Annotated in this window: 6 protein-coding genes and 4 pseudogenes; 7 read left to right on the top strand and 3 right to left on the bottom strand. The window is 69.1% G+C overall.

Features of this window, described 5'->3' with window-relative positions:
• Positions 1 to 204 precede the first annotated feature (204 nt).
• Together ACH4LD_RS25815 and ACH4LD_RS25810 are read left to right on the top strand one after the other, a co-directional pair.
• Positions 205 to 285 (top strand): annotated as a pseudogene (locus tag ACH4LD_RS25815) (arsenite S-adenosylmethyltransferase); the annotation flags it as partial.
• 96 nt (positions 286 to 381) lie between these two features.
• Positions 382 to 2,826: a hypothetical protein gene (locus ACH4LD_RS25810; protein ID WP_398056808.1), complete on the top strand. Its 2,445-nt coding sequence runs from the start codon at positions 382 to 384 to the stop codon at positions 2,824 to 2,826.
• 36 nt (positions 2,827 to 2,862) lie between these two features.
• Here ACH4LD_RS25810 and ACH4LD_RS25805 read toward each other — a convergent pair.
• Positions 2,863 to 2,949, bottom strand: a pseudogene (locus tag ACH4LD_RS25805) (RNA polymerase subunit sigma-24); the annotation flags it as partial.
• An 839-nt stretch (positions 2,950 to 3,788) separates the two neighbouring features.
• On the opposite strand from ACH4LD_RS25805, the gene ACH4LD_RS25800 reads away from it, so the two are divergent.
• A complete protein-coding gene (locus ACH4LD_RS25800) occupies positions 3,789 to 4,019 on the top strand; it encodes a hypothetical protein (RefSeq protein ID WP_398056809.1) in 231 nt (76 codons plus the stop codon).
• Here the strand turns inward: ACH4LD_RS25800 and ACH4LD_RS25795 are convergent.
• Positions 4,012 to 4,286 (bottom strand): annotated as a pseudogene (locus tag ACH4LD_RS25795) (transposase); the annotation flags it as partial. The gene ACH4LD_RS25800 and the pseudogene ACH4LD_RS25795 overlap by 8 nt on opposite strands.
• Before the next feature lie 363 nt (positions 4,287 to 4,649).
• On the opposite strand from ACH4LD_RS25795, the gene ACH4LD_RS25790 reads away from it, so the two are divergent.
• Positions 4,650 to 5,444, top strand: coding sequence for a hypothetical protein (locus ACH4LD_RS25790; protein WP_398056810.1), 795 nt, complete (start codon positions 4,650 to 4,652; stop codon positions 5,442 to 5,444).
• A gap of 214 nt (positions 5,445 to 5,658) precedes the next feature.
• Positions 5,659 to 6,054 (top strand): annotated as a pseudogene (locus ACH4LD_RS25785) (DUF4259 domain-containing protein); the annotation flags it as partial.
• Between the two features lie 378 nt (positions 6,055 to 6,432).
• Here ACH4LD_RS25785 and ACH4LD_RS25780 read toward each other — a convergent pair.
• A complete protein-coding gene (locus ACH4LD_RS25780) occupies positions 6,433 to 10,710 on the bottom strand; it encodes a tetratricopeptide repeat protein (RefSeq protein WP_398056811.1) in 4,278 nt (1,425 codons plus the stop codon).
• A 9-nt stretch (positions 10,711 to 10,719) separates the two neighbouring features.
• Here ACH4LD_RS25780 and ACH4LD_RS25775 point away from each other — a divergent pair, with 9 nt between their 5' ends.
• Together ACH4LD_RS25775 and ACH4LD_RS25770 are read left to right on the top strand one after the other, a co-directional pair.
• Positions 10,720 to 10,881, top strand: a complete 162-nt coding sequence (locus ACH4LD_RS25775; protein WP_398056812.1) for a hypothetical protein — start codon at positions 10,720 to 10,722, stop codon at positions 10,879 to 10,881.
• Positions 10,878 to 11,525, top strand: coding sequence for a hypothetical protein (locus ACH4LD_RS25770; RefSeq protein ID WP_398056813.1), 648 nt, complete (start codon positions 10,878 to 10,880; stop codon positions 11,523 to 11,525). Before ACH4LD_RS25775 ends, ACH4LD_RS25770 begins: the two co-directional genes overlap by 4 nt.
• Positions 11,526 to 13,475: the final 1,950 nt, after the last annotated feature.

Raw genomic sequence — 13,475 nt, 5'->3', positions numbered from 1 at the left:
GGTGGTGATCCGCACCTTGTCGGTCAGACAAGGACCACGTCATGGCGAGATGCCTTCCACACGAGCCACCGCAGTCAGCGATGAGCGTCCAGCCGCCCGTCAGCCGGCCCCGGGCTGTCGAGGTCGGTCAGGGTCGTGGCCCGCGCATTCGGGGTGGAAGGCGTTCCACCCACCCCGGCGACTGGAACGCCCTACGGGCTACCCATCGCGGGCGCCTTGTCCTTCGCGGAATACCGCACCGGCCTCGAAGCCGCCGGATTCACCGACGTCGAAATCACCCGATGACATGGTCCCGGCCCGCATTGCGGGGCGTCCACGACTGGACCAGTCTGGAAGGAGGGGAGTGACGGGGGAGCCGCCTCTGACGGCAGGTGAGCGGTGATGAACTGGGAAGAGACACAGCAGCAGGAAATAGACAGTGCGATATCCCACGCCCTGGAGAACGACCCGGAAATAATATCAGGTATGGCGGATGCCCACATTTCTCCCGACGAATTGAGGAAGGAGATAAAGAAGAAGCGGGACAAACTGGAGTCCGCTTATGCGCCCGAGTTCAGCAGGCTCCAGGAGCTTGGGGCGCGGACCCGGGCCATGGGTGAGGCACTCGCCGCGAAGACTCGATGGGCCACACCGAGGAGAGTCCTCATGCTCCTGGTCGCGTTCGTCGGGGCCGCGATCGGCCTGCTCTTCGCCGTGGCCTTCTTCGCCATCGGCGGAATCGCCGGAAACGCCACCGGTGTCTTCACCGTCCTCGCCATGGGCGCGATCGGGTGGCGTGCTGTACACAGCAAGGTCCGTGGCCGCCGGCGCGGGGCCGCCGCGGCGGAACGGTACCTGGTGCTGAAGAGCAATCTGGAGACCGCGCGGAGGGACTGGAAAGCGGCCCTGCGGTGGCGAGCGGTGCCCACGCTCCTGCGGGAGGAGATCAACGATCGGAAACCCTCGTACTCCCTCTCCCTCGACATCCGCGACCCCAAAGGGCTGGCGGAACTGGAGGACCCGCAGTTCCTCATCACGGTGCCCGCGGTGCGGGAGATCGACCAGCTGATCTCGACGATGCCCGGCGGCAGCATCGGCATCTCCGGGCCCCGAGGCGTCGGGAAGACCACGTTGCTGCGGCACTACTGCTCCAAGGAGCATGCCCCGGTCGCGGAGTCGCTGGCCGACAAGCCACCGGTACGAGTGCTGGTCCCGGCGCCGGTCAAGTACGACGCGCGGGAGTTCATCCTGCTGCTCTTCTCCAGGGTGTGCGCCGCCGTCGTACCCGATGACTACCTGTCCCGGCGGTCCCGCGGGGACGAGGAGGACGAGGAGGACGAGGGCTCAGCGGCTTACACACCCCTGGACATCGTCGTCATGACCGTCCTCGCGTTCGCGGGCTGCTGGGGGGTCGCCCTGCTGATCATCGCCGGCGTGCACTGGACACCGCCGGCCCATCTGGCCTCGGCCATCATCCTGATCTTCGCCTCCTGTCTGGGCTGGGTCTTCTGGACGACCCACCGCGGGGACCGCCGGCGGGGCGCCGACGAGTCCGCCGCGATCGAGGCGGCTCACGGCTCGGAGGCGGCCGAGGCTTCGATACTGCTCCGTGGGCTGGTGTACCAGCAGTCGATGTCTCGCACATGGTCCACCGGGATCAAGACCCCCGTGGGCATCGAGGCCGGTGCCTCCGCGAATACGACGATGACCGAGAATCCCATGGGATTCCCCGAACTCGTGGCCCGGCTGAACGGATTTTTGCGGACACTGAAGCGCAGCCGCCGCAAGGTCTTCATCGGCATCGACGAACTCGACAAGATCGACGCCAATGACCAGGTCTACCAGTTCATCAACGACATCAAGGGAATCTTCGGGCGGGAGGATTGCTTCTACCTGATTTCCGTCTCGGACAACGCCATGAGCTCGTTCGAGCGGCGCGGGCTGCCCGTCCGGGACGCTTTCGACTCGTCGCTGGACACCGTCGTGGACGTCCGTCCGGCCGACCTCTCGATGTCGCGGACCCTGATGAGACAGCGCGTCATCGGTCTGCCCGAAGCCTTCCTCTGCCTCTGTCACGTCGTCTCCGGAGGGCTGCCGCGGGACCTCATCCGCGCGGCCCGCAGCCTGGTCTCGCTCGCGAAGGGGAAGCCGGGACCCGATCGTACGCTGGAAGTCCTGACCCGGGCCATGGTGCGGGCCGACCTGGAGCGCAAGGTCCACGCACTGGAGATCGCCGCCCAGCACTCCGACCTGGAACCGGACACCGGTGTCTTCCTGTGCACCCTCCACGAGGTCCTGGACCGTACCCAGGCACCGACCTCCGCCTCCCTGCTGGCCGAGATGGACCGCGTCGCGGTCGGTACGGCTCCCCGTACCACCGATGCCGAGGCGGTACGGAGTGCCCATGAGAAGCTGAACCGGCTCCGTCTGGAGATGGCCGCCTACCTCTACTTCTGCTCGACGCTGCTCGGGATATTCGACAACTCCCTGAAGGAGGAGGAGGTACGGCGTCTGATCCGGAACGCCGGCCCCGGCCGTCTGGCACGGCTCGCGCAGGTGCGCTCCGAATTCGCCGTCAATCCCAGGCTGGCCTGGGCGACGACATCAGCCTTCCGGGAAGCGCACGGCCTGCCTGCCAAGCCCTACCCGCATCCGGCACCGGAGGCGCCAGCCGCCGGTCCCGACGGGACCGCCCCCGGCCGGCTCAGGCCGCGCGCGGCGCGCGGGAGGGGAGCGGCCACCCGGCCGCGGTGGCGCAGCGGCGGCTCCGACTGGGCGATGGCCCCCGGATCCCGGCCGGCCACGCGGCACCGTCCGCGGTCCCGGTCGGAGGACCACTGGCTCTGACAACCTGACGACCGGTGCAGTCCAGGCCCAGGACCACCGGGCCCACGGACGCAACTTCTCCGGGTTGTGGACCGCCCAGATCCGGGTGACATGCCCGTCGGAGAGGTCGAACGAAGCCACAGTTTCCGGTTCCGTGGTCGACGGGCACAGCGTCCATGGCGCGAAAGAGCCGGCGGGCGGCGAACAGGGCTTTCCAGTCCGTGTCGATCGAGGCACCGCAGTGCGGGCAGCCGATCCGTGGACGTCGTCGCTCACGGGCTCACTCAATTCGTCGGGCACAAGCGTTCGGCGGGGTGCCGCGATCGTAGGGCCAGGTGTCGGCTGGCCGTTCCTTGGGTTCGTCAGTCGTGGATGGCAAGGCCAGTGCCGGCAAGGCAGCCGTCGACTGTGTCCGGTCGGTACTGGATCTGCTTGAGCCTGCGCTTGCCAGGGCGTCATCCACGACGACGAGGCCACCTGCCGAATCGCGCGCTCTGACGCCTGCCGGGACCCCGGTGGCGCCCTCGCCTTCGCCTGTCTCCTGCTCTTGGCCGTTGCGAGGAGGGCGCTCAGTTCTGGCTCCAGTACGCCGCCGGCGGCGGCCAGGCCACCAGTGCAGTATGCCTGCACCTTTTCCACCCGCACCGGGGGGGGGTGGTGTGACGCGCAGTTCTGGGCGGAGCAAATCACCGTCCTCGTCGAGGCGGAGCCCCACCAGTACGCGCCCGTCGCCCACGAGGCCCTCGACATCACCCTCGGGCCCGGAGGCGTGACCGTCCACCTCGACCTGCCCACGTTGCGGCCGTACCGGAGGACGGGGTCAGGGACGTCGTCGACGACCTGGCCGTCGACACGCTCGACGGCTCGGGCCGTCCCACAGCCAAACCCGGAGCTGGCCCGAGCACCTCTCGCCGGAGCAGCGGGAGCTCCTTGATCAGTTCGCCGACGCGCCCAGGCTGCGCGCGACGCTGTACCCGTCGTCGATGCCGCCGCCCTCCGGCGCCGCTCCCGCTGACGGCAGTACCCCGGGCGGCTCGCCGAGCCCGTCGCGCACATCCACCGTCCGGCCCGGCCGTACCCACGACAACACCGCCGCCCGCCAGGACCACGTCCTGGCCCCCCTGCGTGCCGCGGGCCTCGGGGCCCTGGCGGACCCCGGCTTGCGCGGCCTGGACAACGGCGTACTCGACCCCGTGATCGTCACCAGTCCATGATCACACGGTGCAGCCGGGCCCACACCCGTGCGCGGCTCCACTGGGCGAAACGCCGATAGACCGTCTGCCGGCTGGGGCCGAACACCGGCGGCAGCTGTCGCCAGGTGCAGCCGGAGGTGGCGACGAAGATGATCCCGGCCAAGACCTCGCGATCGCCGGCTCGCTTTTCCCTCCGCCCTGCGGGCGGACCACCTCGGTCGGCGGCACGACCCGCCGAAACAGTTCCCACAGCTCCTCTGGCACCAGCCGCTCCACGAGGCCTGCCATACCTCGACAACGAGATGCACCCGCCATCAGAAACGGCGTCTTATGAGGCATTGCCCCTGCCTTGGCCACCCGACCCACGCATTTGGAGCGGTACCTGGCTCCCTGACTGCTACTGAATCCAGCCGTGGGTTCGGTACCGTCGCCCACCGCACGTACCTGGGTCACGCGTCATCAGGACCCAAGCGGCCAGGGACTCTTGTGGCCACCGATTCTCTCTTCCGGCGGTCCTGACCTGCGACAAAAGTAGCTCCTGCCACCGGGCGCCACACCCACGAATGTCTCGCGCAGCCGTACCTGCAGAGCGGCTGCGCGGGCCATGGACGTGCGTGCGCCCGCTCGACTTTCGTGCCGCAGGAGGAACCAATGAAGCTGAGCCATGCCGTTCGCCGTACGTTCGCCGCGCTCGCCGTCGGCGCGACGTCCCTGGGTCTGGTCACCGTCGCCGGCGGGGCCGCGCAGGCCGTCGCCTCCTGCACCGGTGACGTGTCGATCTACGGCACGCTGACGGACGGCAGACTGACGTACACGCAGATCGAGCCGAACACCGGCGACCGCGTCAAGACGCTCATCGGCCCGAACCTCGGCTTCACGCCGAAGGCGATGGCGACGCTCAACTTCAACACGGTGCTGGTCACGTCGACCGCCGGGGACCTCTACCGCGTCGACGTCCAGACCAACAACACGTCCCTGGGGCTCGCCGGGGTCGTCAAGATCTGGGACGGCGGCTGGACCTTCGACAAGATGGTGTACGACGGCGCCGGCCACCTCTACGGCACGGTCGACGGTCAGCTGCACCAGTACCTGGTGTCGCAGGACAAGCCCTCCGGGTCGGCCCACATAGGCCAGCACGTCGTGATCGACACGGGCTTCGTCCTCAAGACGCTGGCCGCCGCGGGCGACGACCGCATCATCGCCTCCACCTCGGACGGACGTCTGCTCAGCTACAAGATCAACGGCCGGGGAGCCGTAGCGGCCGTCGATGTAGCTCAGGCCCCATCGGTAGCGCAGCAGCAGCCCGGAGGTGGTCGTGCCGTAGAGGTGGCCGGTTCCACCGCCAGCCGCTCTCGTGGTCCCAGAGGGTCTCCAGACACGCCCACTGGGTGGTGTTGGCCCAGGCCGCGTCCTTCTCGTTCATCAGCTGCCGCCCGGCCGCCTTGACCTCGGTGATGTTGCTGCGGTCGACGGTGTCCACGGAGGTCGTGCAGGTGTAGGTGCCCGGCTGCGCGGACAGCAGCTTCTACGGCCGGGTAAGCGCCTACCCACGCGAGAAGCGGACCTCGCCACGGCCGGTCACCGCGCAACCGCCGGCACCCCGCGTGGTGACGAGTCCTCGGCCGACCCGAGACGCTGACCGAGATCTTGGGGAACCGGCCCGTTCGACAGCGACCTCGCCGCAGACTTCGTCGATGAATTCGAGGGACTCACCCCCCAGCAGGTCATCTACGTGCTGGAGCGGGCATTCAAGCTCGTCGCCGACTTGGGAGAACGCGTCGATGGCGGAGACGGGGCCGAAGCCGTTGCCGCCGGCGCTCTCGTCGCCAGCACCCTCCCGGACAGCCCCATCGTGATTGACCCCGATGACGGCCCCAGGGAACCACTGCCCGAACTGCCGGCCTCGCTTCGTTCGTCGGCGAGACTCGCACTGAACCGGGTTCTCCAGGACGGATCAGAACTGGCAACCGGCTGGGTGGACAGCACCGACGCCGATCAGTGGCGCCAGAAGGTGCGACAGATCCTCCAAGCACCCGAAACACCCGCTGATCACTGATCGTGACCGCTTCACGGAAGTCGTGCCAGAACCCAAACCCGTGCACAGAACCAGGCGTCGATGGGTTCAGTCATCGTAAAGTCCCCCGCGCACCGCTGGTCGGACTGGTACGCCGCCTCAATGGCGGCCCGCCAGAACGGACGCACCCTTGACGAGGCATCCGCCGGCGCCCGGCTTCACGCGGACTTTCTGCGACGTCAGCCGGCCAAGTCCGCACGCTCAGTCGGCTCTTCCGGCCTTCGCCGATGTGCGGCGAGAAGCCGGGGGCATGCAGGTCGCGGCGGTACGGGCGGGGGAGGCCGCATCGGCTGGAGGCCTCGACGGTGAGCTCACGCAATCCCTGCGTGCTCGGCGCCCCCACGATCGTCATTGCCGTCCCTACGAGATCGCACCCTCGTCGAAAGCCATGGTGTCGCTCTCGGGGTTGGGTACATCGGGTTTCGGTGCCCCCTTTCCCGTACGGCCCGCGGTGCTTGGCAGCGTGGCGGTGGTGGCGAGGACTGCGGCGACAGACTCTTCGTTCATGCCACGGCGCAGGATACGGGTGAACCCCTCCTCGCCGAGCTTGACCCGTTGCTTGCGCAGGGCGTTGATGTTGAGGACCGCGTTGTCCGAGCTGATCTGTTGGTTGATGGACAGAGCTTGGACCATCAAAGGCACCGCCTCCTCGAAGCGTCCCTGCTCCGCGCGGAGGTTGCCGAGTTCGCCGTAGTCGAGTGCCAACTCCGGCCATGCGCGCAGTTCCTCGTCGATGGCCAGGCATTCGCGGTAACACTGCTCGGCCAGCGCCGGATCACCGCGGAGCTGGGCCACTCGGCCCAGGTGGAACATGCTGTTGGAGACACCCGACCGGTTACCCCGCTGCTTCTTCAGCGTCACCGAGGCACGCAGGTGCTCCTCGGCCTCTTCGTAGGCGCCCTGATCCTGGCAGACCAGTCCGAGCTGATGGTGGATGATGGCTGCGTTGGTGTCGTTCCGCAGCCGTTCGTAGAGGGCGAGCGCGGACAGGTAGCGCCGCTTGGCCTCCTCGAACTGGCGGACTGCCAGGCCGACGTGCCCGAGATCCTCGTGGCATTTGGCGATGCCCTCGGCGTAGTCGGCTGCTTCACACAGCGGCAACGCGCGCTGCAGGAACATCCGGGCGGTTCCCAAAGCACCGCGATCAAGCGCGGCGTCGCCGAGATGCACGTAGGCGCTGCCCAACGGTGTGGGACTGGGGTGGGAGTGGCGGAACCGGTGGTACTCCGCCGTTCGCTCGATCGCGTATGCCGCCGTCGACTCCTCCGCGTACCGCCGTACGGCCTGGGCAAAGGCCTGGGCGCCCAGTTCCATGCGCTGCACGGTGAGCAACTCAAGGTCCTGAAGGCCGCGCCGCTCGTCCTGGAGCCATGACTCCAGGGTGCAGGGCACCGCGGCGGCCACGTGTCCCAGAACCGTTCGTACGGCTCCGAGTTGCCGACTGCACGATGTCAGGTATGCCTTCTCACCCAGGTGGGCGAACTCGTCCCTCGCCCGGGAGAAACACCTCTCCGCCCAGGCCAGGTCCCCGTTCTCCCGCGAGATCTCGCCGAGCAGATCGTACGCTTCGGCGATGTTCCGGCTGCTCCCGATGTCCTCGAAGATCTCCAGCGCGGCTCGTCCGCCCGCCAGCGCCGCTGCGTGGTCGAAGCGGGCGAGGGCGATCTTCGCCAGGGCCATCCTGCCGTTGCCCTCGTTGACCCGGTCGCCCAACCTGACGAAGTGGGACAGGGCGCTTTCGGCGCACCGGGCCGCTTTGTCGAAGTCCTTGGCGCGCAAGGCCAGGAAGCCGACCTGGTGGTGGGCGGCCGCGACCCCCGCGAGGTCGTCCAGATCCTCGCACAGCGCCAGTACGTCGAGGTACTGCTGCTCCGCGAGCCGGTCGTCGCCCCTGTTCGAGGCCAGGCCCGCGAGGTGGTGCAAGGTGAACGCCATCCCTCGGCGGTCGCCGATGCGTTCCTTGACCGTCATCGACTGGCGGTACAGCCGCTCGGCCTCGGGCTGGTCCCCTCGGTGTTCGGCAATCAGCCCCAGTTGGTGCAGTGCGGCCCCCACCCGGTCGTCCGCCCCCAGCTCGACGAACGCTTCCAGAGCCTTCAGGTACCGTACCTCGGCCTGGTCATAGCGCCCCCTGCGGGCATCCAGGCCGCCGAGGTCCGCGAGGCACTCGGCAGCCCTGAGCGACCCTGGCGCCGCCATGGACAGCGCCTCGTTGCGCAAGCGCTCTTCCCGTGACCACTGGCCGGCCTTGTCCAGCTCGGTGCAGGCGAGCGCCGCGTAGTCGAGGGCCTCCATCACTCGGCCGCCGGCGAGCTCGTGGTACCTGGCCTCGAGTACGAAACGGATGTAGTCGGCCTGCTCCAACGGTGTCCCGCACCGCCAACCCCAGTAGGCACCCGCCCTGCGGTGTGCTTGCGTCAGCCGGTCCGGGCCGGCCAGACGGGCCAAGGCCGCGGCTGTCCACCGATGCACCAGGTAGCCGGAGCCGACGGGCGCCAGCAGCCCGAGGTGCAGGAGCCGGGCGAGGGCGTCCTCCAGGCCGTCGGGCACCGCGGGTGGCTCCGCCCGCGCGGACGGGGCGGCCGGCGCAGTTGCCACCTGCCAGACGAGACCGACCCGGTCCACCGGCAACCGGTACACCGCGGCGCCCAGTAGCAGCGGCTCGGCCAAAGCAACGGTTTCGAGGCCGGCCAACAGTTCCGGCAGCAGCACGTCCTGGGCGATCAGGGCGCTGGTGTCCTCCATCATCTGCCCCAGCCCGCCAGGAGTGACGGACCGGTCGGCCAGTGCCACGCGCAGCCGCGTGCTCAGTTCGTCGAAGCGGTCGGCGCCGTCGCGCAGCAGGGCGTCCAGATATTCAAGGGAACGCGGATGACCGCCCAGCCTCGTCCACACCTGCCACTGCTCGGCCGGCGACAACGCGTCCAGGCCAGGCAGCCGCCACATGAGCTTCCGGGTCTCCTGCCAGGTCAGCGGGCCGAGATGATGGGGATCGAGACCTGGTGCCGGGAAAGGGAACCTGCTGGTGACGATGATGCGATGATGCTCCGCCCAGATACGGACGAACTCCGACAGATCCGGGTCCACCAGGTGATGTCCGGCGTCGAGGTTGTCCTCGGCGTTGTCGAGAACGAGCAGGAGCGGCACGCTGCTCCGGGTGGTCGCCGCGAGCCGGTCGCGCCAGTCGCGTCCGGGTTCGCTCAGGGCCATGACCAACCGGTGCAGCGGGTGGGTCCGCCCAAGTCCTTTCCGTGCACAGTGAGCACGCAGTTCGCGACGTACCTGTTCCAGGATCGCGTCGGCGGCCGTGTCACCGCTGACCGCCACCACCACGCCGTCCGGGACCGCGGCCAGGAAGCGCTGGACCAGTTCGGCGGCCAGCGTGGTCTTGCCGACACCACCGATACCGTGCAGAAGGATCCGCCATTCGGTGCCGGTCAGCTCCCGCAGGGTGCTTCTGCGGCCGACGAAGTCATTCCGTGCGCGCACGATGCCGTCGAGGACGACGGACTGCGGACCCCGTTCCTCGGCGGGTTCCGCGGGGGAAGGACTGCCGTCGGACACACACAGCTCGGGGTCGGCGAGGAACAGCGCCGGTGTCGCCCACTCCGGAAGGGGGCTCGGTTCCTGTGCCAGTTGCCGACGAACCTCGCAGAACACGGCGAGCAGGTCCTTGTCCGGGTGCGCCGCAAGCCCTCGGTACAGGCGCGCGCCGAGCTCGGTGGCGTAGTCGTCGCTGACGGCGTTGGTCATCGCGAGAACGGCTGGAACACCGTTGTCCAACAGGCTTCTGGCCAGCCCCGGCAACTGCGAGTGCCCCTCCACGGCGGTGGAACAACCAGCCAGCACGATCAAGCGCACGTTGCCGTGGGAGGGCAGGACTTCCTGCACGAAGCGTGCGGCGTCCACCACGTCCTCCTGGCCGGAGCGCGTCTCCAGCAACAGTGCACCGGGGCGGGCATGGCAGGAGATGTGCAGCACCTGACAGGCTTCCTCGGCGAGCGCGGACCGGATGGCCGCCGCGCTGCCCCACTCGAGGATGCGCACCCGAAGGCCGGTGCGGTGACCGGGCTCCACGGCGTCCAGAATTCTGCCCAGTTCCCGCTCGTAGTCAAGCAGTTCGGCCATGCTGTTGTCGGGGGCGGCCACGGCGGCGAGAATCCGCAGGGGCCCGCCGGCGGCGCCGGCTGGGCCGGCCGTGTGCGTGGTCGTGCGGTACAGGTCGACTTCGGGATCCAGAGCCAGCGGGAGGGTGCGGCCGGGCGGTACGAGGGTCTCCCACGGAAGGTCCGCCACCGCCGGATCTCTCGCCTCGATGCCGATCCGACGGCGCCCGGGCTGACGCAACTCCTCGTGCAGCATCCGGCCGACGGGCCCGTCCAGGAAGCAGTCCGCGAGCGCTGCCCCCACTTCCCGCAACAACATGTGCGAGGGCTGTCTGCGCAGCCGCCACAGCAGGTCACCCGTGCGCTGGTCCAGCCCCCTCGGTGTGTGGGTGACTCTCTCGCCCCTCACTCGGCAGGCCACCAGCGCGGTGTCGATCGTCAGCCTGATCATGTGAGCCCCCGTTGTCCTTGCGGCCAGGATGTCGGGGCAGCCTGCCGGAAGACAATGGCGCCCCATCGCACCTGCCCTCATAATGAGTTCATGTCAGACGCTCCGGAAGAGCATCCGAAGACAAACGCGGTACGGGTCAACGACTCCGGCATGCTTGAGTTCTTCGACGGCGAGGTGTGGGCGCCGTACGTGGACCTCCCCGACGACGACCCCGGGCCGCTCGGTGTCGTCTTCCGCCGAGACACCCGGTGAGCGCCAGCCCACCGACCCCTTCACCCGGCACCGCAGTGCTGGACGCGCTGCCCTCACCCCTGGACTCCGTCGCCGACAGCCGGGAGGCGGCGCGCTGGACCCTGGTGTCCTGCGGCGCGGTGGGTGCTCTGCTGCTCGGTGGCGGCCCGCTGCTCGTCGTGGGGAAGATCAGCGACTGGGTGCATGCGGCCTGGGCCGGTGGCGGACTGCTCGTGGCACTGCTGGGGATCGCCTGGGCGATGTGGCAGACCAGTGAGGTCCTCGTCCCGCCGCTGACCACACCCGATGACCTGACCGCACCAACCCTTCGCGGGCTGCGAGAACAGTTCGATGCCGCACCAGACCACTACTTCGGCTGGCTCGCCACCGACGTCGAAGACCTCCTGCGGCACCGCCACCTCGCCCTGGAGATCAGCCGACGGCTGGCACACGCCGAAGGCGCCGAACGGGCGGCGCTGGAAGGCGGCTTGGCCACGGCCCGGCGCAACATCGCACGAACCGATCCCTATCTGCGATGGCTGCTGGCGACCGCACATGCCTGGCTGGTGCGGGAGAAGCTGCGCAGGGCGCGACGGCACACCTTCGCATCCGCCGTACTGGTGATCACCGGCGCGGTGGTGTTCCTGGGCGCAACGGGCCGGTGACTGCCGACCCGAACGTCAACAGAATGCGATCCGGTGGATCCCCGAAGGACGTGTGCACCTCCATACCGGGCCGGGCGGCACGGCGTGGTGGACGGCCTCCGCGTACGTGGAACTGGCGGCCACCCGCGCTCGGCTGGAGGAGGACGCCGATGCCGCGGCGCGTCGTACACGGAAGGCGCACAGTGGACGTATGCGCCTTGGGCGGAACTTCGCTTCGACACGGCGGCGGTGGCGCTCCACCCAGCCGTGCGCCCAGTCCTGCTTCTCCGCGTCGACCATGTCGAAGTTGACCCAGTCCGCGACCGTCACCGGGTCCTGGGGGCGGCAAAGTGGGAGGTGATGCAGGTCTGGAGCACGTGCTGCACCCCGCCGTGCTGCGGTCGCGCGGCGCCGTGGTCGGAGGCTGCCTTCCCGCTGTCCGGCCGTGGTGGCCCTGTCCGCGCCCTTGGCTGTCCGCGTTCGGCCTCCGGCCGTCCGTCGGCGGTCCGGCGTCCCCCCGTCCGGCCTCCGGCCGTCCGTCGGCGGTCCGGCGTCCCCCCCGCCGTGCCGGTCCCTTGGCCGTCCGGAGGCTTGCGCCGAGCTTGCGGCGGCCCGGTCGTGCCCGGCCCATCCGGCCGCGGCGCCTGACCGCCGCCCGCCCGTCCGTCCCGCGTGCCGTCCGCCGCCTGCCCGGTCCCGCGGGCCGGGCCGTCGTGTGCTCAGGAGCGGATCACGGTGGCCACGCGCTGAGGCCAGGTCGCCAGAATGCATGCGTGCACAGTATCCAGCGGTCGGCGGAGCGGCTTTGGACTGGAGGTGCTTCGGGGCGAGTGATCACGGCCCCGTAAGCTGATGGCGAGTCGGGCAGTCTGTGGAAGCCCGGAACTCTCCGGCCGGCAGACGGTTCCGGCGGCGTCACCCGTTTCCTGCGCCCGCGCGTCCGCCGCGGCGTCCCGGCGCTTCCCCGTCAGGCGGTTACCGCACAGGAGGGCAGCGACCGGGTCTGCCGGGTGCGGGGCCCCGGCCGGTCACGGGGCCGGGCTGGTCTGGTCCGAGGCCCACAGCCTGGATACGGAGCTCAGGTGCAGGTGAACGGTGCTGCGACTTCGGTCGCGCTGGGGAAGGTGGCGACTGTAGGAGATCATCACGCCAGCCGTGCAGTCGGCGAGGGTGGCGATGCCCCGCGATGCGAGCCATTCCGAAAGCCGCGCCAGTGCCCGAGAGCGGTGCTGATGACGCTGGCGCTGACTTGTGGCCGCCAGGAGACGGCGATCAGGGGCGATCAGACCGGCGACCGCAGGTCCTGTCGCCCCCGGGCGTGGGTGGTGAGGCGGCCGACGTACTGAAGGCGGCGTTCGTCGTTGTCCTTCCGAGCAGCAGCGTCCGCGAAGCGGTCAGGACGGCCAATTGGTGCCGCCCTGGGCGAGTGCGCTCCCCGCTCTGACAGGAGGCCCAGGGCGCGCCCGAGCGGACCGGCCACCCGGTCGTGTTGAAGCCGACCGCGCACGCCCCGGGTATCGGTGCGCTCGGAACTCGCCGGCGGGCCCCGCCCACTCGGTCGACAACGCCGATCTCCTGCTCGACCAAGGCATTGTCTTTCCGATCACCCGATCGCTGAACTGGCAGTCAGGGGTGGAGAGATCCCCGACGTCATGTGGGCGATGGTCGAGTTGCTGCTGCCGCCGATGGATCGTACAAGCCCTGATGGGGGCGCACGAACGCTTCATGCATCGAGAACTCTCATGCGTTCTACGCCTGCCTACCACGAAGTCGACGTGTCGTCAGGACTCATTACCCAGCAATTCTGCGCACGCAGCGGACTTTTCAGTAGGGCTTCGGAGTCCTGGAGCAGCAGCTCTCGCATGCGTAATGTCCAGGGCTCCTGCGTCAGCCGCTCGTGTGCCTCGGTGTCCTTGTTCCGGGAGACGGGGCCACGGCGACGTCCTGTGCCGCACCTCGGTGAACAGGCCT

The organism is Streptomyces sp. NPDC017676, assembly GCF_044329325.1.
Classification (GTDB): Bacteria; Actinomycetota; Actinomycetes; order Streptomycetales; family Streptomycetaceae; genus Streptomyces.
Note: the sequence above shows the minus strand (reverse complement) of the source record. Positions and strands in the feature narration are given on the sequence as shown.

Excerpts from the sequence above, each read along its gene's own strand:
- ACH4LD_RS25810 (WP_398056808.1), top strand. The coding sequence starts at position 382 with ATGAACTGGGAAGAGACACAGCAGCAGGAAATAGACAGTGCGATATCC.
- ACH4LD_RS25800 (WP_398056809.1), top strand. The coding sequence starts at position 3,789 with ATGCCGCCGCCCTCCGGCGCCGCTCCCGCTGACGGCAGTACCCCGGGC.
- ACH4LD_RS25790 (WP_398056810.1), top strand. The coding sequence starts at position 4,650 with ATGAAGCTGAGCCATGCCGTTCGCCGTACGTTCGCCGCGCTCGCCGTC.
- ACH4LD_RS25780 (WP_398056811.1), bottom strand. The coding sequence starts at position 10,710 with ATGAGGGCAGGTGCGATGGGGCGCCATTGTCTTCCGGCAGGCTGCCCC.
- ACH4LD_RS25775 (WP_398056812.1), top strand. The coding sequence starts at position 10,720 with ATGTCAGACGCTCCGGAAGAGCATCCGAAGACAAACGCGGTACGGGTC.